22 protein-coding genes are annotated in these 21,161 nt (G+C 37.0%); 5 read left to right on the top strand and 17 right to left on the bottom strand.

What is annotated here, in order from left to right; all coding sequences use genetic code 11:
• Window positions 1-6: 6 nt before the first annotated feature.
• Genes FZ949_RS00545 through FZ949_RS00525 form a run of 5 tightly spaced genes read right to left on the bottom strand, consistent with a single transcriptional unit; the run spans window position 7 to window position 5,648 of the window.
• Window positions 7-372, bottom strand: coding sequence for a YkgJ family cysteine cluster protein (locus FZ949_RS00545; protein ID WP_103579594.1), 366 nt, complete (start codon window positions 370-372; stop codon window positions 7-9).
• Window positions 369-1,076: a tRNA1(Val) (adenine(37)-N6)-methyltransferase gene (locus FZ949_RS00540; protein ID WP_103579595.1), complete on the bottom strand. Its 708-nt coding sequence runs from the start codon at window positions 1,074-1,076 to the stop codon at window positions 369-371. The genes FZ949_RS00545 and FZ949_RS00540 overlap by 4 nt, the downstream gene beginning before the upstream one ends.
• Entirely contained in the window at window positions 1,073-3,325 is a 2,253-nt protein-coding gene (locus FZ949_RS00535) for a vesicular transport factor Uso1p (protein ID WP_103579596.1), read from the bottom strand. The genes FZ949_RS00540 and FZ949_RS00535 overlap by 4 nt, the downstream gene beginning before the upstream one ends.
• A gap of 2 nt (window positions 3,326-3,327) precedes the next feature.
• The gene (locus FZ949_RS00530; RefSeq protein ID WP_072594292.1) at window positions 3,328-4,284 is read right to left on the bottom strand and encodes an NAD(P)/FAD-dependent oxidoreductase; all 957 of its coding nucleotides are present in this window, start codon (window positions 4,282-4,284) and stop codon (window positions 3,328-3,330) included.
• 23 nt (window positions 4,285-4,307) lie between these two features.
• Window positions 4,308-5,648, bottom strand: a complete 1,341-nt coding sequence (locus FZ949_RS00525) for a class II 3-deoxy-7-phosphoheptulonate synthase (protein ID WP_148789992.1) — start codon at window positions 5,646-5,648, stop codon at window positions 4,308-4,310.
• A gap of 144 nt (window positions 5,649-5,792) precedes the next feature.
• On the opposite strand from FZ949_RS00525, the gene rarD (FZ949_RS00520) reads away from it, so the two are divergent.
• The 5 genes from rarD (FZ949_RS00520) to FZ949_RS00500 are packed head-to-tail and all read left to right on the top strand — an operon-like array spanning window position 5,793 to window position 10,618.
• Window positions 5,793-6,680, top strand: coding sequence for an EamA family transporter RarD (gene rarD, locus FZ949_RS00520; protein WP_103579598.1), 888 nt, complete (start codon window positions 5,793-5,795; stop codon window positions 6,678-6,680).
• Entirely contained in the window at window positions 6,664-7,551 is an 888-nt protein-coding gene (gene rarD, locus FZ949_RS00515) for an EamA family transporter RarD (protein WP_103579599.1), read from the top strand. The genes rarD (FZ949_RS00520) and rarD (FZ949_RS00515) overlap by 17 nt, the downstream gene beginning before the upstream one ends.
• Window positions 7,544-7,996, top strand: coding sequence for an MmcQ/YjbR family DNA-binding protein (locus FZ949_RS00510; RefSeq protein ID WP_148789991.1), 453 nt, complete (start codon window positions 7,544-7,546; stop codon window positions 7,994-7,996). The genes rarD (FZ949_RS00515) and FZ949_RS00510 overlap by 8 nt, the downstream gene beginning before the upstream one ends.
• A 38-nt stretch (window positions 7,997-8,034) precedes the next feature.
• Window positions 8,035-9,405, top strand: a complete 1,371-nt coding sequence (locus tag FZ949_RS00505; RefSeq protein WP_148789990.1) for an McrB family protein — start codon at window positions 8,035-8,037, stop codon at window positions 9,403-9,405.
• A gap of 16 nt (window positions 9,406-9,421) precedes the next feature.
• The gene (locus FZ949_RS00500) at window positions 9,422-10,618 is read left to right on the top strand and encodes an McrC family protein (protein WP_103579505.1); all 1,197 of its coding nucleotides are present in this window, start codon (window positions 9,422-9,424) and stop codon (window positions 10,616-10,618) included.
• A gap of 15 nt (window positions 10,619-10,633) precedes the next feature.
• Here the strand turns inward: FZ949_RS00500 and FZ949_RS00495 are convergent, their stop codons facing one another.
• The 12 genes from FZ949_RS00495 to FZ949_RS00440 form a co-directional block, all read right to left on the bottom strand.
• Entirely contained in the window at window positions 10,634-11,689 is a 1,056-nt protein-coding gene (locus FZ949_RS00495; protein WP_103579506.1) for a glycoside hydrolase family 3 N-terminal domain-containing protein, read from the bottom strand.
• On the bottom strand, window positions 11,686-12,576 hold the full coding sequence (locus FZ949_RS00490) for an NAD(P)H-dependent glycerol-3-phosphate dehydrogenase (RefSeq protein ID WP_103579507.1): 891 nt from the start codon (window positions 12,574-12,576) through the stop codon (window positions 11,686-11,688). Before FZ949_RS00490 ends, FZ949_RS00495 begins: the two co-directional genes overlap by 4 nt.
• Before the next feature lie 12 nt (window positions 12,577-12,588).
• On the bottom strand, window positions 12,589-14,010 hold the full coding sequence (gene gatB, locus FZ949_RS00485) for an Asp-tRNA(Asn)/Glu-tRNA(Gln) amidotransferase subunit GatB (RefSeq protein ID WP_103579508.1): 1,422 nt from the start codon (window positions 14,008-14,010) through the stop codon (window positions 12,589-12,591).
• Between the two features lie 163 nt (window positions 14,011-14,173).
• The gene (locus tag FZ949_RS00480) at window positions 14,174-14,857 is read right to left on the bottom strand and encodes a F0F1 ATP synthase subunit A (RefSeq protein ID WP_148789989.1); all 684 of its coding nucleotides are present in this window, start codon (window positions 14,855-14,857) and stop codon (window positions 14,174-14,176) included.
• 65 nt (window positions 14,858-14,922) lie between these two features.
• Entirely contained in the window at window positions 14,923-15,684 is a 762-nt protein-coding gene (locus FZ949_RS00475) for a TSUP family transporter (protein ID WP_103579803.1), read from the bottom strand.
• Window positions 15,685-15,837: 153 nt separating this feature from the next.
• On the bottom strand, window positions 15,838-16,374 hold the full coding sequence (locus FZ949_RS00470) for a superoxide dismutase family protein (protein WP_103579802.1): 537 nt from the start codon (window positions 16,372-16,374) through the stop codon (window positions 15,838-15,840).
• 66 nt (window positions 16,375-16,440) lie between these two features.
• The gene (locus FZ949_RS00465; RefSeq protein WP_103579801.1) at window positions 16,441-17,208 is read right to left on the bottom strand and encodes a TIGR02757 family protein; all 768 of its coding nucleotides are present in this window, start codon (window positions 17,206-17,208) and stop codon (window positions 16,441-16,443) included.
• A complete protein-coding gene (gene flgK, locus FZ949_RS00460; protein WP_103579800.1) occupies window positions 17,205-19,076 on the bottom strand; it encodes a flagellar hook-associated protein FlgK in 1,872 nt (623 codons plus the stop codon). Before flgK ends, FZ949_RS00465 begins: the two co-directional genes overlap by 4 nt.
• A 3-nt stretch (window positions 19,077-19,079) precedes the next feature.
• Window positions 19,080-19,511, bottom strand: a complete 432-nt coding sequence (flgN, locus tag FZ949_RS00455) for a flagellar export chaperone FlgN (RefSeq protein WP_021091397.1) — start codon at window positions 19,509-19,511, stop codon at window positions 19,080-19,082.
• Between the two features lie 13 nt (window positions 19,512-19,524).
• A complete protein-coding gene (locus tag FZ949_RS00450) occupies window positions 19,525-19,728 on the bottom strand; it encodes a flagellar biosynthesis anti-sigma factor FlgM (protein WP_072594307.1) in 204 nt (67 codons plus the stop codon).
• Between the two features lie 58 nt (window positions 19,729-19,786).
• Window positions 19,787-20,086 (bottom strand): rod-binding protein, encoded by a 300-nt coding sequence (locus FZ949_RS00445; protein WP_103579799.1) that lies wholly within the window; start codon window positions 20,084-20,086, stop codon window positions 19,787-19,789.
• Window positions 20,086-21,138 carry a flagellar basal body P-ring protein FlgI gene (locus tag FZ949_RS00440; protein WP_021091361.1) on the bottom strand — a complete coding sequence of 351 codons (1,053 nt, stop codon included), beginning with the start codon at window positions 21,136-21,138 and terminating at the stop codon, window positions 20,086-20,088. Before FZ949_RS00440 ends, FZ949_RS00445 begins: the two co-directional genes overlap by 1 nt.
• Window positions 21,139-21,161: the final 23 nt, after the last annotated feature.

Here is a 21,161-nt window from a genome sequence, read left to right as displayed (position 1 = left end):
AAAATACTAAAATTTTACGCCAATACATTCTGCTTTTAGCTCCTTTAAATTTTTTTTAAAATAATTCCAAAATGGAAAAGTCCTACACTGCTGTGGCCTTAGCTCATAAACTGAGCAGTTTTTATTTTTTTCATCAAAAAATACACAAGCAAAGCCATCTTCATAAGGCTTCTCTTTTATGCTACACCTTAGCCCAACTCTTATTAAAAACTGCTTTTCAAACTCATCTTTACTCATATGAAATGCGGTGCAAAATTTTGAAATTTCTTCTTCATTTATCCAGATGTAGCCACTCTCTCCCGTGCAACACTTGCCGCCACAGCTCTCGCAAAGGCTGGCATCAAACTCATAGCTAAAGCCTTGCACTCTCACGCTAGCCCCTGATAATCAACGCTGTTTGTATCAGCTTTTTTAAAAATTTCAATCGTCTCTTTTGTATGCGAGCCATTTTCGCTCATTACCAAAGGTGGCAAAATTTTTAGCTTTGAGTTTGAATTATTTCTCACCTCAAACAGGGCTAAATTTGCTGGCTTATCAGCTTTTGTATGAATAAATTTTAGGCTTACTAAATTTAGCTTAAACTCTTTTAGACATGCTACAATCTGGCTAAGATCATCAGGTGCATAGCAAAAAAACGCCCTTTTGTGAGGCTTTAAATTTACGCTTATACCTTTTATAAAGTCTTTTAGACCCAAAGAGCTTGTGTATCTACTAGCCTTTATATGCTTATCTTCACTCTGCTTTGCACCCTCGTGATAAAATGGTGGATTTGATACGATGAGGTCAAATTTCTCACTATCTTTAAAATCTGCAAAATTAGTATTTATAGTTTCTGCCTCCAAGCCATTCTTACTGGCATTAAATTTAGAAATTTCACCATTTATTTGCAAAATATCAAGCAAGCTTAGGCTGGAATTTTTAAAGTCGCGTTTAAGCAAAAGCCCAAGTATCCCGCATCCTGCACCAACGTCTAAAATCCTGCCTGAAAAATTTTTCAAACTTGAGCTTATAAAATCATAAAGTACCAGCGTATCGCTGTTGTAGCGATAGCCACTTTTTAGCTGAGCCAAGATCATCTATAAACCTTGATGATAAAGCCACGCGTGACATCTTTTACGATCACTTCGGAGCTAAAGCTGATCCTTGCAAAATCACCAAATTCTTCTTTTATAAGCTCGGCTGCTGCCTTTGCACGCTCTTTACCAACGCCATAATTTACATAGTTATTTAGTCTGCCAAGATCGTCTTTTTTGATGCTTTGAGCCACATTTGACGGGATGACAAAATTTTTCTTATCTACGATCGGAATTATCTCATAAAGGTAGTTTGAGTTAAACCTTTGCAAAAATTCACTCACTCTATTCTTACACATCACGCTAACCTTATCTTTTGCATCCATGTCATCACACTCAAGGCTAGAGATCAAAACTAGCTTTGTTGGCGTCTCTGGTTTAGTTGTCGCCTGTAAGATATTTTTTAAATTCACATTTTCATTTTCAAGCTCATCTTGCCTATTTAAATTTTGCTCGATATCTTTTTGAAGTTCGATGATCTTGGCATTTACTGGACTTCCTTTTACGCTAGATGAGCTAAGTTCATTTATTTTAGAATTTAACCTCTCAATCGTCTTATTGCTCTCGTTTAACTTATGTTTTGCGCTTTCAAGCTCATTTTGTAAGCTTAGTAAATTTTTACCACCACTTTTATTGCTATCAGCAAAAAGAGCCGACGTATCAGCTATCTTCTTTTGCAAAATATTTATTTGCTGACGCAAAATCTCATAGTTTTGCATATCGATCTTTAGCGTTCTTTTTTGAGCTTCTAGCTCACTTTGCTTTGCTGCTAGCATTTGACTTGTTTGAGTGAGATTATTTTCTAACTCTTTTATCTTTTCATCTTTTGAGTTTATCTTTGCACTTAAATTTTTCAACTCGCTGTCATTTAAACCAAGCTTTTGAGTCTGCAAAGAGATAGTTTGATTTTGCTCAAATAAAGTTTTTAAAAATTTATTTGTCTTTGTATCGAGCATCTTTAGCTCATCTCGTGCATTTTTAAAGCTCTCTTCACTTAGATTTAGCTTTTTATTTAGCTCACTTAGACTTGCATTTGCATCTAAATTTTGCTTCTCTAGCTTTTTATTTATCAAATTTACCCGTTCAAGCTCTTTTTTAAGCGAATTTATATTTTCATTTGCGAGTTTATTTTCCTGCTCGCTTTTAAGATTTTTTTCTTTTAAATCATTAAAACTTTTATGAAGTGCCGCAAGGGAGGCGTTTAGCTCCAAATTTTTACCATTATAGTTTTCAACTGCCAAATCTTTTGAGTTTAAATTTTTCTTTATCTCATCAAGCTCATAAATTCTGTCTTTTAAGGCAGTCTTGTTTGACTCAAGTGCTTCCTCAAGATCAATTATCTTATTTGCCTTTTTTGAAAGCTCATCCTCCATAACACTCTTTTGCGTTTCAAAGCCATCAGTTAGAGCGTTTATCTCTTTTTCATAGCTAAATTTTTGTGTCTTAGCGTCATTTTTTGCTCGCTCGATCTCCTCTTTTAAAAGCAAAATTTCTCTTTTTTCATTTTTATCTTTTTCATTTTGAGTATTTTCGTACTCTTTTATTAGTGCATCTTTTTGAGCCAGTGTCGTATTTAGCTCTATATTTTGCTCTTTTAAAGCTATGTAATTTGCCTCAGCCATCTCTTTAAATTTAGCAAAATTTGCTTCGATATCTTTTACCTTACTTTCATCACCATTTTTTGCCTCATTTATCGCATTTTCAAGGTCTATTATCTTTTTTTCATAGGCTTTTGAGCTCTCAATCATATCAGCTTGAGCTTCATTTAGCCGTTTTGTGAGAGTTTGTATATTTTCAAAGTGTTGTGCTTCAAGCTCGCCAAGCGTCTTTTGGTTTTTCTCAACTATCTCATTTTTTTCATTTTCGATATTTTTTTTCATCTCTGAAATTTTGCTTATAAAGTCTAAATTTTTCTCGCTGATATCGACATTATCAGTAGCTAAAATTTTATTTTTTTTACTTAGCTCACGAACTTGTTCTTGAAGTTCATTTACATCATTTGATAAATTTTGATCGTTCGTTTCAGTAAAATTTTGGATATAGCTTTTTGGAGTTATATATCCGCCATATTCGTAAAGATCGTCTTTGCTGATATATTTTTGTCTCTCTTCTTCTGGCAAATTGTCAAAATTTATAGAATAAATCGTTTGATTAGTATCTTTTGGTGTCTCATCTTCTTTTGGAGATTTAAAAAACGATAGGCAAAAGCCAACTATCAAACAAAAAATAGCTAGTAAAATTTTATTTATCAAGCTTATGCCTTGCCCTTTAAAATATCTTTTATGACGTGATGAGCGTGATTTAGAGCAACGACTATTGAGCCGCCATTTTTTAGCACGATGTCACCGCCCACATAAAGTCCTGGCACGCTACTTTGGTAGTTGCTATCAACTATTGGAGTGCCTTTTTCATCGATTTTTATCTGACATTTTTGTAAAAAATCAACCGGACTTGAGCCGCCTATTGCATAGACAACTCTGTCATAAACGCGAATTTTGCCATTTTCATAATGCACTCTAACCTTGCCTGATTCGTTATCTATCTCTTTTATATCGTGATTTAGCCTAACTTTTATTTTACCGTGCTTTTCTAACTCCCAAAGTGCGCTTAAATTTGTCTCATTTACGCGGCTAAAATTATCTTTTCTATAAGCGATTGTGGTTTTATTGTATTGGCAAAGCTCGATCGCATACTCAACTGCTGAGTTTCCGCCACCTACGACAAGCACCTTTTCGCCGTTTGTACAGCTATCAAGGTTAAAATTTACAACCGAGTTTAGTGAAGGCGGGATTTTATAATCAGGCTTATTTGGTCGTCCCATTTTACCGATAGAAATCATCACATTTTTAGCTTCATATACGGCTTTTGAGGTAGTTACTTTAAAAATTTCTCCATCTTTTTTCACGCTCTCTACTTCAGAATTAAAAAAAGCTTCAATTTTTTCGGTGTCAAGCAGCTTGTCAAAATAATCAAGCGTGCTCTCTTTCGTGCCATCCTCAAATGAAACTACGCCATGTATCGTACTATCTTGCCCTTTATACTCTTTATCTACGCGTTTATTATCTTTATAAAATTTTCTTATCGTTTGGCTGTGATTATCGCCTTTTTCAAGAAGCAAAACGTTGTTTAAGCCATTTCTTTTTGCCTCAACTACGCTAGCAATTCCACAGGGTCCGCCACCAACAACGATTAGATCATAAACATTTACCATCTTTTTCTCCAAATTTTATAATTTTAAGCTTTTTTAACTAGATCAGCCATCAAAAACGCAAGCTCAAGTGCCTGATCAGCATTTAGCCTTGGATCACATTGTGTTTCATACCTTTGTTCAAGCGAGCTTTCAGTGATATTTAATGCCCCACCCGTGCACTCAGTCACGTCTTGTCCTGTCATCTCAAGATGTACGCCGCCAGCCCTTGTACCCTCAGCTTTGTGAATTTCAAAAAAGCTTCTAACCTCGCTTATTATCTTGTCAAATTCTCTGGTTTTGTAGTTATTTGAGGTTTTTACAGTGTTGCCATGCATCGGATCGATGCTATAAACGATATTTAGCCCTTCTCGCTTTAGCTCTCTTAAAATTTTTGGTAAATTTTCGCCTATCTTATCTGCACCCATTCTGATTATCACATTTAGTCTGCCAGCTTCATTTTCTGGATTTAGCTTATTTGCAAGCGCGACGACATCTTCAGCCTTTGCACTTGGTCCGATCTTTACGCCGATAGGATTTTTCACACCACTTAAAAAATGCACATGAGCGTCGTTTATGCCGCGCGTCCTCTCGCCTATCCAAAGCATGTGAGCTGAGCAGTCATACCACTCGCCACTAAGGCTATCAACCCTAGTTAGCGCCTCTTCATAAGGCAAAAGTAGCGCCTCGTGAGATGTATAGACTGCTGTTTGATTTATCGCTGGAGTGTTTGCCGAAGTGATACCACAAGCTGCCATGAAAGATAGAGTTTTTGTTAGATCATCAGCTAGTTTTGCGTATTTCTCACCGATCTCTGGCTTTTTAACAAAGCCTAAATTCCACTTATGCACCTGATGAAGGTCTGCCAAACCTCCTCTTGAAAAGGCTCTTAAGAGGTTCATCGTAGAAGCACTTTGATAGTAGGCCTCTATCATGCGTTTTGGGTCGGCAACTCTAGCTTTTTCGTCAAATTCAAAGCCATTTATGATGTCACCTCTATAGCTTGGTAACTTAACGCCATTTACCTCTTCATAATCGCTACTTCTAGGCTTTGCAAACTGCCCTGCTACGCGGCCTACTTTGACCACTGGACAGCCACCACCAAATGTCAAAACTATCGACATTTGAAGCAGGACTTTAAACATATCTCTGATGTTGTTTGCATTAAAATTTGTAAAACTCTCAGCGCAGTCGCCACCTTGAAGCAAAAACGCCTCACCATTGCAAACTTTTGCAAGCTCCTCTTTTAAACTTCTAGCCTCGCCAGCAAAGACCAAAGGAGGAAGCGATTTTAATTTTTCTTCGACCTCTTTAAGCTCTTTTAAATCTGGGTATTTTGGTTGTTGCAAGATATTAAATTCTCTCCAGCTATCGCGGTTCCAAGTCATTTATTTTCCTATCTTTTTTGCCTTAAATTAGACGCTGATTATATCACGGCAAACTTAAAAAATAAAAGCCATTAATGGGCTATTAAAGATATTTTGCCTACAATCGCTACTTTAAATTTACCCAAAAAGGAGCAGAATTTTTTTATGATAAAAGGCATATTTTATTCGCTTTTGGCATCTGTTTTGTTTAACTGCATCTACTACATGTCAGTACTCATGAACCCCATCAGCACGCAAGCTCTTGTTGGATACCGCATGATCTTTGCCATGCCTTTTGTCATCGCAGCCATTTTTTTGTTAAAACAGCAGCGAAATTTCAAATTTTTACTTCTAAAAATAAAGCTAAAACCTAAAATTTTACTAGTTTTACTAGCTACCTCGCTCATTGTCTCATTTCAGATGTGGCTCTATCTCTGGGCTCCAAGCAACGGATCAGCGCTAAAAGTCTCTATCGGCTACCTCATCATGCCAATAGTCATGGTCCTTTTTGGACGGATATTTTTTAAAGAGCACCTCTCTAAAACAAAGCTAGCCTCGATATTTTTTGCAGCCCTTGGCGTCTTTAGCACAGCTATACTAAGCGGCGGCATCTCGTGGGAGAGCGCTGTAGTTTTTTGCCTTTATCCAGTCTATTTTGCCATTAGAAAGTACTACAACCTTGCAAATTTCTCAAGCTTTGTTATAGAGATAATTTTTATGTTTTTATTCTCATTTTATTTTGCGCTCACAGCCGATATGGACTACGTAATGAGCCAAAATCCAAACATCTACTATCTGCTCATCTTGCTTGGTGCTATCAGCGGCATAGCCCTCATCGCCCAGATCCTCTCAAGCACGCTCGTGCCGATAAATGTGCTTGGTTTGCTTACATATTTTGAGCCTATAATGATGCTTTTTGTCTCATTTGCCATCGGCGAGAGACTGGAGAAAAGCTCATACTTTTTGATGATCTGCCTTGCTATCTCGGTCACACTTTTGATGATAGATAGTATAAATTCTATAAAAGGCGACAAAAATACCAAGACTAAATGAGAGCCAAAAAGGCGTTATTCTCGCGCTTAGCGCCTTTTTTATGTGGGGATTTTTGGCGGTTTATTTCAACCTATTTAGCAAAGATGTCGATGCTTATGAAATTTTAGCCCACAGGATTATCTGGTCATTTTTCTTGATGGCAGCAGTGCTTTGCATTAATGGCAAAATGGGCGAAATTTTTGCGCTTCTTAAAGATATCCGCTCGCTAAAGGCTCTATTTTTAAGCGGTATTTTTATCACCATAAACTGGGGCGTTTATGTCTATGCGGTGGGTAGCGGCAAAATTTTAGACACGAGTTTGGGATATTTTATAAATCCCTTTATAAGCATGCTCCTTGGTGTCATCGTCTTTAAAGAGCGCCTGAGCAAAGCTAGCGCCATAGCCGTTTGCATCGTCATCGCAGCCGTTTGCGTGCAAATTTATGCCAAAGGTGGCCTGCCACTTGTCTCTATCATCTTGCCACTTTCGTTTGGATTTTATGCGATGGTTAGAAAGATGGCGAAGATTAGCGCATTTAACGGGCTTTTTATCGAAACATTTTTTATGTTTCCATTTGCGCTTGGCTACGTTTTATGGCTGGTTTTTCACTCACAAAGCCACTTTGGACTAAACGAGGACTCACTTTTAATGATCGCTTCAAGCATCGTAACCATCGTGCCACTTGTCGCTTTTAACGCAGCTACGACAAGGATAAATTTAACGACGATCGGATACTTGCAATACATCTCGCCAACCATCGCGATCCTTTGTGCGGTCTTCATTTATGGCGAAATTTTAGATGGCTACAAAGTCATCTCATTTTGTATGATCTGGCTGGCGCTTGCGATAATTAGCGTAGATAAATTTAGAAAAAGGAGTAAAAATGAATAGCGTTACGATTTATTTGCTGCTTGCATTTTTTGCAGCGCTTATTTTATATTTTCAGATACAAAAACTAACCAAAAAACTTGACGATGAAGGAGCGGTGCCAGCCTGCCAAAAAGCCGTTCAAGAGGCCATAGAAAGCTTAAACAACAGTGAAAAATATCCTAAATTTTGCGGCATTATCCTAAAAAAGATAAATGGCTTAAGACAAGATATTTTATTTGAAGATGCGCTAAATAGTGAGTCTGATAAAGATAAAGCATTAGATGCCTTAGAGCAAATAAGAGAAAAACTGGAAACTTTATCAAAGCAAGAAAATTTAAGCTGGGAGGGTGAGCTCTTTGCGATCTTGGACGATCTAGATGGCTTTATAAAGATAAATTTCAAAAACGGCGAAGATAGAGCTGAAGAGCTAAGAGACGAACTAAAAAAAGAATTTGATGGGTTGTGATATCAACTCAAATAAATTTTAGATTTAAAGGAATAAGTATGTTTGAAGATATAGATTATGACAGTTTTAAAGATTATTGTAAAAAAACTTTAAGTAAAAATACGGTTCAACAATATCAAACCTATTTAAGAAATTTTATTAGTTTTTTAGAAAACAATAAAATTTACTCAATTTTTGACTATTATGATGCAAAGAGCAAAAATCCAAAATATCTAGAAGAAGAGTTTATAAACTCAGGAAGATCTAAAAAACGTTTTACTGATTATAACTCTGCAGTAAACAAATACATAGAATTTAAAAATGGCAAAGGATATACAATGCCAATAGAAAACAATGGACAACAAAAAGCTAAGGTAAATTTTCCACTAAATCAAATTTTATATGGCCCTCCCGGAACCGGAAAAACATACACCACAGTAGTAAAGGCCATCGAGATAATAGAAGAAAGAAAAGTTGATATAAGCGAAAACAGAAATGATCTAAAAAATAAATTTGATGAATATATACGAAGTAGACAAATAAAATTTATAACATTTCACCAAAGCTATGGATATGAGGAATTTGTAGAAGGTATAAAGCCTGTATTTGACAGCGAAAACGAAGATGGCGATATAACTTATGAGATATCAAAAGGAATTTTTTATCAGTGCTGCGAAAATGCTTTGCTTCTTAGTGATTATAAGGGCAAACTTAGGGATTTTTGCGATTTGCCAAAAGATGAGCGACAAAAGTTTTTTAATGAAAACACACCAAAATATGCCATATTTATCGACGAGATCAACCGCGGGAATATATCTAAAATTTTTGGTGAACTCATAACTCTTATAGAGCCGTCAAAAAGGCTCGGAGCAGATGACGAGATAATAGTCGAGCTGCCATACTCAAAAGAGAAATTTGGAGTGCCGTCAAATTTATACATAATAGGCACGATGAATACAGCAGATCGAAGCATAGCCCTTATGGATACAGCTCTTAGAAGAAGGTTTGAGTTTGTAGAGATGATGCCAGAATACGACACGCTAAATGAAACAATCATTGAAGGCATTAATGTAAGAGAAATGCTAAAAACGATAAATGAGCGCATAGAGTATCTTTACGATAGAGATCATACGATAGGGCATGCTTATTTCATAAATGTGTCAGACTTAAAAACGCTTGCAAATGTCTTTAAAAACAAAATTTTACCGCTACTGCAAGAGTATTTTTACGACGACTGGGAGAAAATCAGGCTTGTTTTGGGTGATAGTCAAAAAGATGAGGATTTGCAGTTTATTAAAGTCAAGAAAAATATGGTTGCAAAAGAATTATTTGGATCAAAAATCGACGATATAGACGATAAAGTCTTATACGAGATAAGCGACCAAGAAATTTTCAACAATCCTCAAAGCTATATAAAAATTTACGAATGAAACAAAACGCAAAGCAATGACCAAATACTTAATAGAGTTTGAAAAATTTCGCCCGGAAGACGACCAAGACCTATTTAACGTAGTAGATGCATTTACTAGAGAAAATTTTGCCGCAGTAGAGTTTTTAAAGCTCGGCAGAGATAAAAAGGGCGATTTTTTACAAGCTCAAAACTATGTCGGTATCATCCAGACAAAGAGTGGCGATAGCCTTGAGATACTTCCCAAGATCCACGACAATGATAATAGTAACAACGAGGAGGCGGTAGAAAATTCTAAAAAGATTTTACTAACGATGCTAAAGACTTTAAAAAGTCATCCGTTTAAAAATATAAACATAGCGAATTTAAAAAGCCTAAATTTACCGCTTCTTGAAATTTTTATATCGATGTTCCTAGATGAAGTATCAAAACTCATAAAAATAGGCATAAAAAGCGACTATATAGAGCTAGAAGATAATCTAAAATTTTTAAAAGGAAAACTGAAAATCTCGGAGCAAATACGTAAAAATATCGTCCATAAAGAGAGATTTTACGTTTGCTATCAGGAATTTTCCATAGATAGAGCCGAAAATCGCCTCATAAAAAGTACGCTCGAGTTTTTATATAGACGCTCAAAATCAAGCAAAAATCAACGGCTTATTAGGGAATATTTATTTATTTTTGATGAAATTTCATCTAGCTCTGATATAAATGCGGACTTTAGCCGGTTAAAACTAAATCGCCAAACAAAACACTATGAGCAAGCGCTTTTATGGAGTAAGATATTTTTACAAAATAAGTCGTTTAGCCCGTATAGAGGTAACGATGTGGCCTTTGCCTTGCTATTTGATATGAATACGCTTTTTGAAAGCTATGTTGGAAATTTTATAAAGAAAATGCTTCCCGGCGTCATACTGCAACACTCAGAAAAGCACCTCGTAGAAAATCCAAAGAGCTTTAGACTAAGGCCTGATATATTTTTAGAAAGCAAATTTATAGCTGACACAAAATGGAAGATCGTAAGCTCAAGTAATAATATCTCACAAGCCGACTTGTATCAGCTATATGCTTACGGAAAAAAGCATCAGTGTGACGGCAAACTATACCTCATCTATCCAAAGATAGACGGCATACAACAAGAGCCTATGAAATTTGAATATGAAAAAAATATGCAACTTGAAATTTTATATTTTGAACTTGAAAAAGATGAAAATAACGCAAATTTACTAACATAACTTTAAAAGTCAAATTTAAAGCTTCGCTTTTAGAGCCATTATCCTCTTGTATGAAGCGTCTATTCGCTCTTTGCTGATCTTTTTCTCATTTACAGCGTCAATTATCATCTGAGTAACTAGATCAGCCGTTCTTTGGTTGTTTATCTTAAACTCACTAAAAAGTAAGATATCGCCTCCAGCGTTTATAAATTTCACCACCTTTTGCGCCAAAGCATCGTCGCCAACGCCTTTCATCAGCATATCATCGCTGATAACTACGCCATTAAATTTAAGTTCATTTCGCAGTAGATCGGTTATTATTTTTTTAGAAAGTGTAGCCGGATTGTCCTCGTCAATACCTTTTACAAAAAGGTGCCCTACCATGATGATCTGCGCTCTACCTGTGCTTATGGCGTCTTTATATGGTAGTAGCGCATCTTTGCTTAGCGTGATCTCACTCTTATTTTTATGCGAGTCCTCTTTTGAGCTGCCATGCCCCGGAAAGTGCTTGATCGTAGTTATCACACCCTGCTCTTTAAATGCGTCCATAAAAGCATCAGCATAGATCACCACCTTGCTTGCATACTCGCTAAACGCCCTTTGCTTAGCGGCGATGATCGGCGAGTTTTCATCGTGCAGATCGACCACTGGAGCGAAATTTAAATTTATGCCACACTCTTTTAAATTTATAGCCATTTTCGAGTAGAGATCGTATGCGCTTTTGATGTCAAGCGTACTTGCAACCTCGTATGCGCTAGGATATGGACCGTTAAAGCTACTATCCTTCATGCGACTTACATTGCCGCCCTCTTCATCAATAGCGATAAAAATTTTAGGACTTTTTTCTTTGATTGCTTTTATGCTAGCTTTTAGCTGGGCTTTGTTGGTAACGTTTCTGCCAAGTAGCATCACACCGCCAAATCTCTCATATCCAGCGTCGCTTAACATCGCGCGAAATGCAGCATCTTTTGTGCTAGCCCCATTAAAGCCAACCATTATCATTTGCGAGACTTTGGCTCTTAGGCTCACTTCTGCGCCATTAAGCCCCAAAGCAAAAATGGCCACAAAAAGTATAAATTTTAATGCTTTCATCTTCTTCCTAAAAGTGATTTAACGCTCTCAAAAACATCTTTGCCATTTAGCATATTTTCAACCTCGCTAGCGATCGGCACATATATGCCCTTTTCTTTGGCGATCTTGCTAATTGCCTTTGCTGTATCTACACCCTCGGCCACCTCGCCAAGCTCATTTAAAATTTTTTCTAATCTCTCGTGCCTTGCAATGCCAAGACCTACGCGGTAGTTGCGTGAAAGTATCGATGAAGCGGTCAAGAATAAATCCCCTGCGCCGCTTAGCCCCATAAATGTCTCATCTTTTGCGCCAAAAAATTTGCCAAATCTAGCCATCTCGACAAGCCCACGTGAAATGAGGCTCGCCCTTGCGTTATTGCCAAGGCCAAGGCCGTCACAGATGCCACCAGCTATGGCGATCACGTTTTTATACGCCCCACATACTTCAGCGCCGATCACATCATCTGAGGTGTAGGCTTTCATGTAGCTTGGGAAAAATGAGGCAAATTTTGAAGCTAAATTTTGGTTTTTAGAATTTACTACCAAGGCGCAAGGCAGCTTTTGCATGATCTCTTTTGCAAAGGTTGGTCCCGAAAGAAAGGCTAAATTTTCTCTATTAACAAAGTCTTCATAAATTTCATTTAGAAATTTAAGATTTGCCGTGTCTATGCCCTTGCTGGCGACTAGGATCTTTTGACCTTTGTTTTTGTAGTTTTGCTTTAGCCATAAATTTGTAGCTTGCGTTGGGATCGTGCAGACTAGATATTCGCACTCCAAAGCTTCATCCAAGCTTACAAAATTTGGCATCTCTCTTGGCGTTCTTGAGCTGATGACACACTCGTTATTTTCACTAAATGCGTGAAAAAGCGCACTGCCCCACTTGCCAGCTCCGATGACTGCTATGCTCATTTTAGCTCTTTTTTAGCCTATTTTGGCCTTTAAAAGCTCATTGACCTTGCCTGGGTTAAAGGCACCCTTGCCCTCTTTCATCACTTGACCGACAAAGAAGCCAAACATCTTATCTTTGCCGTTTTTATACTCTTCGACTTTGTCGGCGTTTGCAGCTAAAATTTGATCTATGATCGCAATAATCGCTGAGTCGTCACTCACTTGTTTCAAGCCAAGCTTTTCGATGACGCTATCGACGTCCGCGTCATTTTCCATTAGATAGTCTAGCACCTCTTTTGCAGCCTTGCCGCTTATCGTGCCATCTTCTATGCGTTTTAGTAAATTTATCATCTTGACGCTGCTAACTGGGCTTGTCTCGATCGTTACGCCATTATTTAAGCGGCCAAGGAGCTCAACTATGAGCCACGTAGTAGCAAGCTTAGGTTGAATTCCAGCGGCGATCAGCTCTTCAAAATATCTAGCCATCTCAACGCTTTGAGTTAAATTTAGCGCATCACTCTCTTTTACGCCTAGCTCGCTAACATATCTTGCGACCTTTTGCTCGGCAAGCTCTGGAATTTTTATCGCTTCGTTATGCATCTGCTCTGACACTTCAACAGGCAGCAAGTCAGGGTCAGGAAAGTACCTATACTCCGCGCTATCCTCTTTGCCACGCATAGATCTTGTCACTAAATTTGTCGTATCAAACAGCCTTGTCTCTTGATAGACTTCTTGGTCGTATTTGCCGTCTTCCCAAGCTGCGCTTTGGCGCTCCACCTCGTAATCGATCGCTTTTTGGATAAATTTAAATGAGTTTAGATTTTTTATCTCAACCCTTGTGTAAAGCTTAGTGTCGCCTTTTGGACGGATAGAGACATTTGCGTCGCAGCGAAAGCTACCCTCTTGCATATTTGCATCACTTATATTTAAAAAGCGAAGGATTGAGTGCAATTTTTTAAGATAAGCCACTGCCTCATCGCTACTTCTAAGATCTGGTTCGCTAACTATCTCAAGAAGTGGCGTACCAGCTCTGTTTAGATCAACCAAGCTCTCGGTTTCTTCATGGATGTTCTTTCCGGCATCCTCTTCAAGATGCGCTCTAGTTACGCCAATGCGTTTTTTAGTGCCATTTACGTCGATTATTAACTCGCCACCTTCTACGATAGGAATCTCAAACTGAGAAATTTGATATGCCTTTGGAAGATCCGGATAGAAGTAGTTTTTTCTATTAAAGACTGATTTTTTATTTATCATAGCGTTTATCGCTGTGCCAAAGCTAATTGCTTTTTTGACAGCTTCTTTGTTTAGCACAGGTAGCGCTCCAGGAAGTGCTAGGCAGGTTGGGCAAACGTGAGTATTTGCCTCGTCACCGAAGCTAGTTGAGCAAGAGCAGAAAATTTTAGTTTTTGTATTAAGCTGAGTATGAACTTCTAAACCGATAACGACTTCAAACATATTTTTACCTTTAAATTTATACAAATTTTTAAGGCGTATTTTAGCGATACTTTCTTTTAAAATATCTAAAAATGAGCGTTTTGACTGGAAAATAAAGAAGGTGATTTAAAAATTTAAATAGTTTTAAAAAGGAAAAAGCCATATAAAAATATGGCTTTAAATTTTAATGCTCGTGCTCACTAATAGCAACAGCACCAGCTAAATAAACGTAAGTTAGCATCATAAAGATAAATGTTTGCAAAACAGCCATAAGCGTTAGAAGTGCGAAAGCTGGAAGTGGAGCAAACCAAGGTGCAAGTGTAAGCATCGCTAGCAAGAATAGATCGTCACCCTTGATATTACCAAAAAGACGAAATGATAGCGAAACTACACGTGAAAGATGTGAGATGACTTCAACTGGAAACATAATAGGAGCTAGAAATTTATTCGGCCCCATAAAGTGCCCAAAGTATTTGAAAAATCCATTTTCTCTAATGCCCTCAAAGTTGTAATAAACAAATACGACTAAAGCCAAAACTAGAGTTAAATTTAGGCTTGATGTTGGCGACTCAAATCCAGGAATAATACCTACAACATTTGAAAAAAATACGATAAAACCGATAGTTGCAACAAGTGGAAGATATTTCCTAGCTAGTTTTTCACTGCCTAAAGTATCTCTTCCCATCGATATAACGCCCTCCAAATAAGCTTCAACTATATTTTGAAGACCTCTTGGCACAAGCTGCATCTTACTCCTTGCCATATAAGCAACTATGATAACAATCAAAGCTACAAGCAGAAAGTGAAACGCATAGATAAAGGCGTGGGAGCTATTTAGGAAATTTGAAAATAGAAACAAATCTTTCATTAATTTACCTTGGATTTAGAATTTTGCGTGATTGTAACAAAATTATTGTTAAAACATTTTTAATTTTAAACTCTGAAATAATCGAAAATCAATTTACAAATGGTCACTGCTACTACCACTAGAAACATTGTTCTAATAAATTTTACCTCTTTTTTAATGACAAGATTTGATCCAAAATATGCGCCTAAAATTTGACCAACTGCCATCAAAAGTCCAACAGCCCAAAGCATCTGTCCACCGGCTATAAAAATGCCAAGAGCAACGATATTGCTAGTAAAATTTAAGAGTTTCGTATGAGCGACAGCTTTTTTTAAATTTAGCCCAATTAATGCCACTATCGCAAATGTCCAAAAAGAGCCTGTTCCTGGACCAAAAAAACCATCATAAAAGCCAAGCATTAGTCCAAAAACTACATAAAATAGTTTTTCATTCATCTTTGCAGCTCTATCATTTTCGCCGACTTTTGGCATAAAAAGCGTATAGATAAAAATAGCAATCAGTAAAAATGGGATAATTATCTTTAAAAAATTTGTATTTAAAAATAGGATAACCACCGCTCCGATGATAGCTCCAATAAAAGTAAAGATGATACCTACAAAGCACTCTTTATAATTAATTAATCCCCGTTTTGTGAAATTTAAAGTCGCTGTAAAGCTACCAAAGACACCTTGAAGCTTATTTGTACCAAGTGCAAGGTGTGGTGGCACGCCCATCGCCATAATAGCTGGAAGCGTTATAAGCCCACCTCCACCAGCGATAGAATCGATAAAACCACCTAAAAACGCAGCTATAAAAAAAACGACATAACTAAGTAGATCAAAATCCATTTTTGCTCTTTTGATAATTGAAATAAAAGCAGATTGTAATTTATTTGTACTTATCTTTTTGTAAAATTTTTATATTTAAAATGAGAGATTTTTGAAATTTATAAATTTAAACGAGCCTTTAGATCTAGCTCAAAGACTCGTTTATTAAAGTGATTACTTAATAACGCCACAAAGCATTCTAGCACCGCCACCGCCAAGTGCTTTTGGATTGTCGCTGTGATTATCACCACCAACATGAACCATTAATGAGTGACCTTTTAGCTCGTCAAGACTTTTTATCTTTGGGGCTAGCACTGGATAGTTCGCATTGCCCTCAGCATCTACGTAAAGTGCTGGCAAATCGCCTTTGTGACCATTATCGTCCCATGCAAAAGAGTGCATTTTTGTGCCAGCTGGATCCCAGTGACCACCTGCTTTCATACCAAGGCCTTTTTCAGTCGCACCACAGTCAGCATTTTCATGGATGTGAAAGCCGTGTAGTCCTGCAGTAAGTCCTTTTAAATTTGGAAAAAATGCAACGCCGTAGTTTGTCTTAACAGCTACTACTTCGCCGACACTCTTATCGCCCTTCTCGCTTAGCTCATTAACAGGTATAACTAGATGCTCTCCAGCTTTCGCATCAAAGTGATGACCTTCGTGAGCAAAAAGTAAAGTTCCTAAAACTGCACTTAGTAAAACGATTTTTTTCATACAAGCTCCTTGTGGATAAAATTGTACGGCAAGTCTACCCTAAATTTAAAAATTTAGCAATAATTTTTATTGATTAAGATTTTTTACGATAGTTTCTAGCTCTTTGCTCTGCCCTATTCTATAAAGTGCAAAGTCGTATTTTATCGGATCAAACTCGTCAAATTCTCTAAGTTTTTTTGTAAGATCCATGACTGCTTTGAAATCGTAGCTCTTTCTGTTTATAAGTCCTAAATTTAAAGAAACTCTATGCGTATGCACGTCAAGTGGCATCAAAAGTCTATCTTTTGGCAAATTTTTAAATAATCCAAGGTCGATGTCGCTATCCCTTACCATCCAACGAAGATACATATTGTAGCGCTTATATGGACTTTGTGGCTCTTTGTCAAAGCTCTTACCAAAGAAAAACTCATATCCATCTGAGCGGTAAGAATTTAATCCATATATAAATTTAATAAGCTCATTTATGCCATCTATCATCTCGCCATTTTTAGAAAAACCACGACATAAATTTTCCTCTATGCCTCCCTCTTTTTTAAGACGTGAGAGAGTGATAAAAATTTCCCTAACATCGTTTTCATTTTGAAAGCGATATTTGAAATTTGCTAATTTTTTCTTGATATTTTGCTCGCTCTCATCAAGTAAACTAAAGTCAAGCGAATTTAGAAATTTTACTATCATTTTTGCGTTGCCATAGGCAAATAACGCACAAATGAGTGCTATGTTTGGCTCTTTAAATTTGGTCGCTACCTGAAGTGGATCTGGGGCTTCAAATAGCCCCAAATTTGTATTTTTGCTAAGTACGTGTGAGTCTAAAAGGCTCTTTAGTTCGATCATTGTTTTAGTGAAAGAAGCGTGTCAAGCATTTGATCAACGGTTGTGATGATCTTTGCTGCTGCGCCGTAACTTGCTTGAAAGCGAATCAAATTTGTAAGCTCTTCATTAGTATCTACACCACTTGTTGACTGAAATTCCGCCTCGGCGGTCTTTTGTAAAGATGTATTTGTATCATGGATCGTATTATTTGCCTCAGTATCGCTCGCCATATCGGTCGTGAAATAGCGGTAATATCCCTCGATCGTCTCATCTCTATCAAGCGCTATACCACTTGAGTAAAAGGTCTGCTTTTGATACTGAAGCTGGATCATTTTATTTGCAACTTCATTATTTCCGATAACTGGCTTTGAGTAGGCACGAAGCTTTGTGTGGTCTTGGGTAAAATTTTGATTTATGCCGATACTATTTGAGTCAGTACCTGAAAAAAATCTATTTATGCCAACAGCACCTGGGAAATTTGTACCGTGATCGACTATTGATATGCTATAAAGCCCTTGAGCTTGTTTTGGAATGAGAGAAAATGTACCTTTTTGAGTATTTTTATCATAAAAATATGACGCCTCAAAAAAGTCATCAACATCATTTAGCATATTATTGTCTTTATTGTCATCTGAGTTTGAGTTAAAGTCTTTGACGATAGAGTTGCCATATCTTGTATCATTCATCGTCGTCGTGCCATTTACATTTATAGTTTTTCTGGCCACGACATTGCCTTTGTTATCATAAACAATAGCTTCAAAACTTCCGTTTCTTATACTATTATCATGATTCATCAACATTTTATCGCCTTCTAAATAACTTATCGGATCTGAGTTAGAAATTTCAACTGCGGATTCGGCATAGATATTATTTGTACTTGTTATCAAGGTTTTACTAAATGTATTTAGATTATCAATGTATTTTTGGATCGTTCCGTCACTAAATTTATCATTATCTGGCTCGTAGTTTCGACCCCTAAGATCAAGTGCAGCTCCGATTTTACCGCCTGTGATCTTTTCCTCCATTGGGATTCTTCTGCCATCTTCTCTCTCATAATAAATTTTTGTATATCGTCCACTTTCAGTTGAACTCATAGAAATTTCATGAAAATTTACACCATCAACGATACTTACACCGCCAATGTTTAGATTGTAGTATTTTCCTTGATCTGTTATTCCTGTATCTACCCTAGAATTGCTCTTTAGATCACTTTTATAAACTGCTGTATTTACCAGCTTTGACATAGCAAGCTCAAGCTCATCACGTTTATCACGAAGATCATTTGCGTTTATTTTTATACCAGCGTCCGCGCCTGATTCTATTCTTTGGATTTGCTTATTAATGTTTGCTATTTGTCTGCCTAGCGAATTTATCTCATTTATATTTATTTTTATCGTTTCATCAATCTTTTCATGCATATCATAAAGCATCTTTGATGAGCGGTTGATACTTGCAGTCAATACACTTGCTTTATTTATCAAATTTACTTTCTGAGCACCTGCATTAGGGTTTGAAGCAAAGTTATTCCACGCGGAAAAATACTCCTGAATATCCTTTACCATTCCATTATCTTTTAGATCAGGAAAATATTTTGTAGCTTCTTGCAAAATTCTTTGTTTATAGGCCGTGTTTTCTAAATTTGACGATGAGTATTTTAGTCTTGAGTAGGCAAACTCATCATGAAGCCTTGTTATAGTATCTACTTGCGTGCCTGTGCCAACTCCACCAGGGACTGTATTCATCGCTGGGGATGCGGATTGGACAACACGCTGCCTTGTATAGTAGTTGCTATCGGCATTTGCGATATTATTTCCGGTTGTACTTATTTGAAGCTGGGCCGCATTTAGTCCTGAAACACCCGTGCCTAATGACATAAAAATATTAGCCATTTTTTAAACCCTTGATTTATAAAAATTATTATCTATGCTATTTCCATCTTGGCCGTATTCACTTGCTTTAGTGCCAAAAATTTTTTCATTAAGTGAGTCAAAAAATTCTTTAACAGCAACAACATGCCTTGCATATTCTTTATTGACTTTATGTAAATTTTCAAGCTTTGAACGCATAAGAACAAGCTTTGACTTCACTTCATCGTCTAAAACACTAGCAAGTGTAGTCGTACCGCTCTCTTTTGATACTTTTAAAAGCTCTTTATCTAATGCTCTTTTCGTATCTTCAAATGCACGAACTAAGGCATTTTTTTTCTTTACACTCTCATCAACACTTGAGTGCTTAGCCTCTTTTATATTTGCGATATCTTGTATGGTTAAATTTATAAGCTCATCAAGCTCGCCTATAGCCTCGTCCAAAAGCTTTTTTATCATTTAAATTCCTTAATTACAGCAACGCATCAGCCACAGCCCTAGCCGTTTTTGAGATATCAACCTGATAAGTGCCATTTGCTATGGCATCAGCTATCTCTTTTAGCTTTGCGTTTTCGTTTGTTCTTACTTCTTTACTCTGAGTTTCGACCTTGGCATCGCTATTTTTATTTAGCGTATTTGCTTGAAAATTTGGTCTTTGATTCAAAGGCCTTATCATATTCATACCTCTTAAAATAAAATGTTTATATCACTACATCGGCAGAATATAAATTTACTTAAGAGTCTCTCTTTAAAAAATCGTACAAAAGTTCTGAAAAACCAAGATTTCCACTCAATGCTTTACTCATTGCATCGTTATACATTGACCTATAAATGTCGCTACCAGCAGCCTTTGGATATAGCGAACTGTGCTCATCTTCTTTTAAAGCAATATCAAGCACAGCCTTTACCATATATGCCTCAAACGCATCGGTTTGTTCTTTTAAAAGTGCATCTTGTTTAGCATTTGCATTTTTTATCTTATTTGTAGAAATTTCATTGTATGAATTTAGCGCTAAGGTGTTATCTATTTGCATTATATTATCTCCAAATCAACTTGTATCGCACCAACTCGCTTTAAATTTTCAAGTATTGATATGATATCACTTGGTGTTGCCCCAAGCTTATTTAAAGCTCTTGTTACGTTTGCAACGGTTGTTTTTTCGCCTGAAATTTTAAGTAAATTTTGACTAGGTGCGACCGACGTATCGCTTCCTATATTTACATCGTTTTGCGCTGCTTCATCGTAGCTATTTGGCTCTATTTTTATTGTGATTGCACCATGCGTTAAGACAACTGGGCTAACTACGGCATTTATGCCACTTACTATCGTGCCAGTTCTCTCATCAACCACTATCTTTTCATCTGGCTTATACTCCACATCAAGATCAAGCACAGCACTTGCAAGCTCGATAATGCTAACATCATCTGGCTTTTTAACGATAACCGTTCTTGGATCAATCGCCTTTGCAGCGTCATCAGAAATATTTGCATTTATAGCATTTTGGATATCAAGAGCAGTTTTAAAATTTGTATCTTTTAGGCTTAGTCTTATGCTGTCTTGATTGTAAATATCATAAGTCACTTCTCGTTCAACCAAAGCTCCATTTAGAATAGAGCCAACGGTTGGGTGGTTGCCACCTGATCTACCCATGCTTTTTCCGCCGATGCTTAAAGCACCCTGAGCCAAAGCATAAATATCACCATCAACGCCTTTTAGTGGTGTCATGAGAAGAGTACCACCTTGCAAACTTTTTGCATCGCCAATAGATGAGATCACGACATCAAGCTTATCACCATGCCTTGCAAATGCAGGAAGCTTAGCTGTTACCATAACAGCAGCTGCGTTTTTTGACTTGATATCATCTGGATTTATCTTTACGTTTACACCTTGAAGCATGTTTGATAAAGACTGGATCGTAAATTTTGATGTTGAGCCATCACCTGTGCCGTTTAGTCCGACAACTAAACCATAGCCTATTAGCTGGTTATCCCTTACGCCAACTATGCTTGCAAGCTCTTTTATCTGCGTAGCAAAGGCTGAAGTAGCTATCACTGAAGCTGCTACAAAAGATAAAAATTTTTTCATATTTTTTCCTAAAATTTAGCTAT

It is taken from the genome of Campylobacter concisus, from assembly GCF_902460545.1.
GTDB classification, from domain to species: Bacteria; Campylobacterota; Campylobacteria; order Campylobacterales; family Campylobacteraceae; genus Campylobacter_A; species Campylobacter_A concisus_AE.
This window is presented reverse-complemented; position numbering and strand designations above follow the sequence as displayed.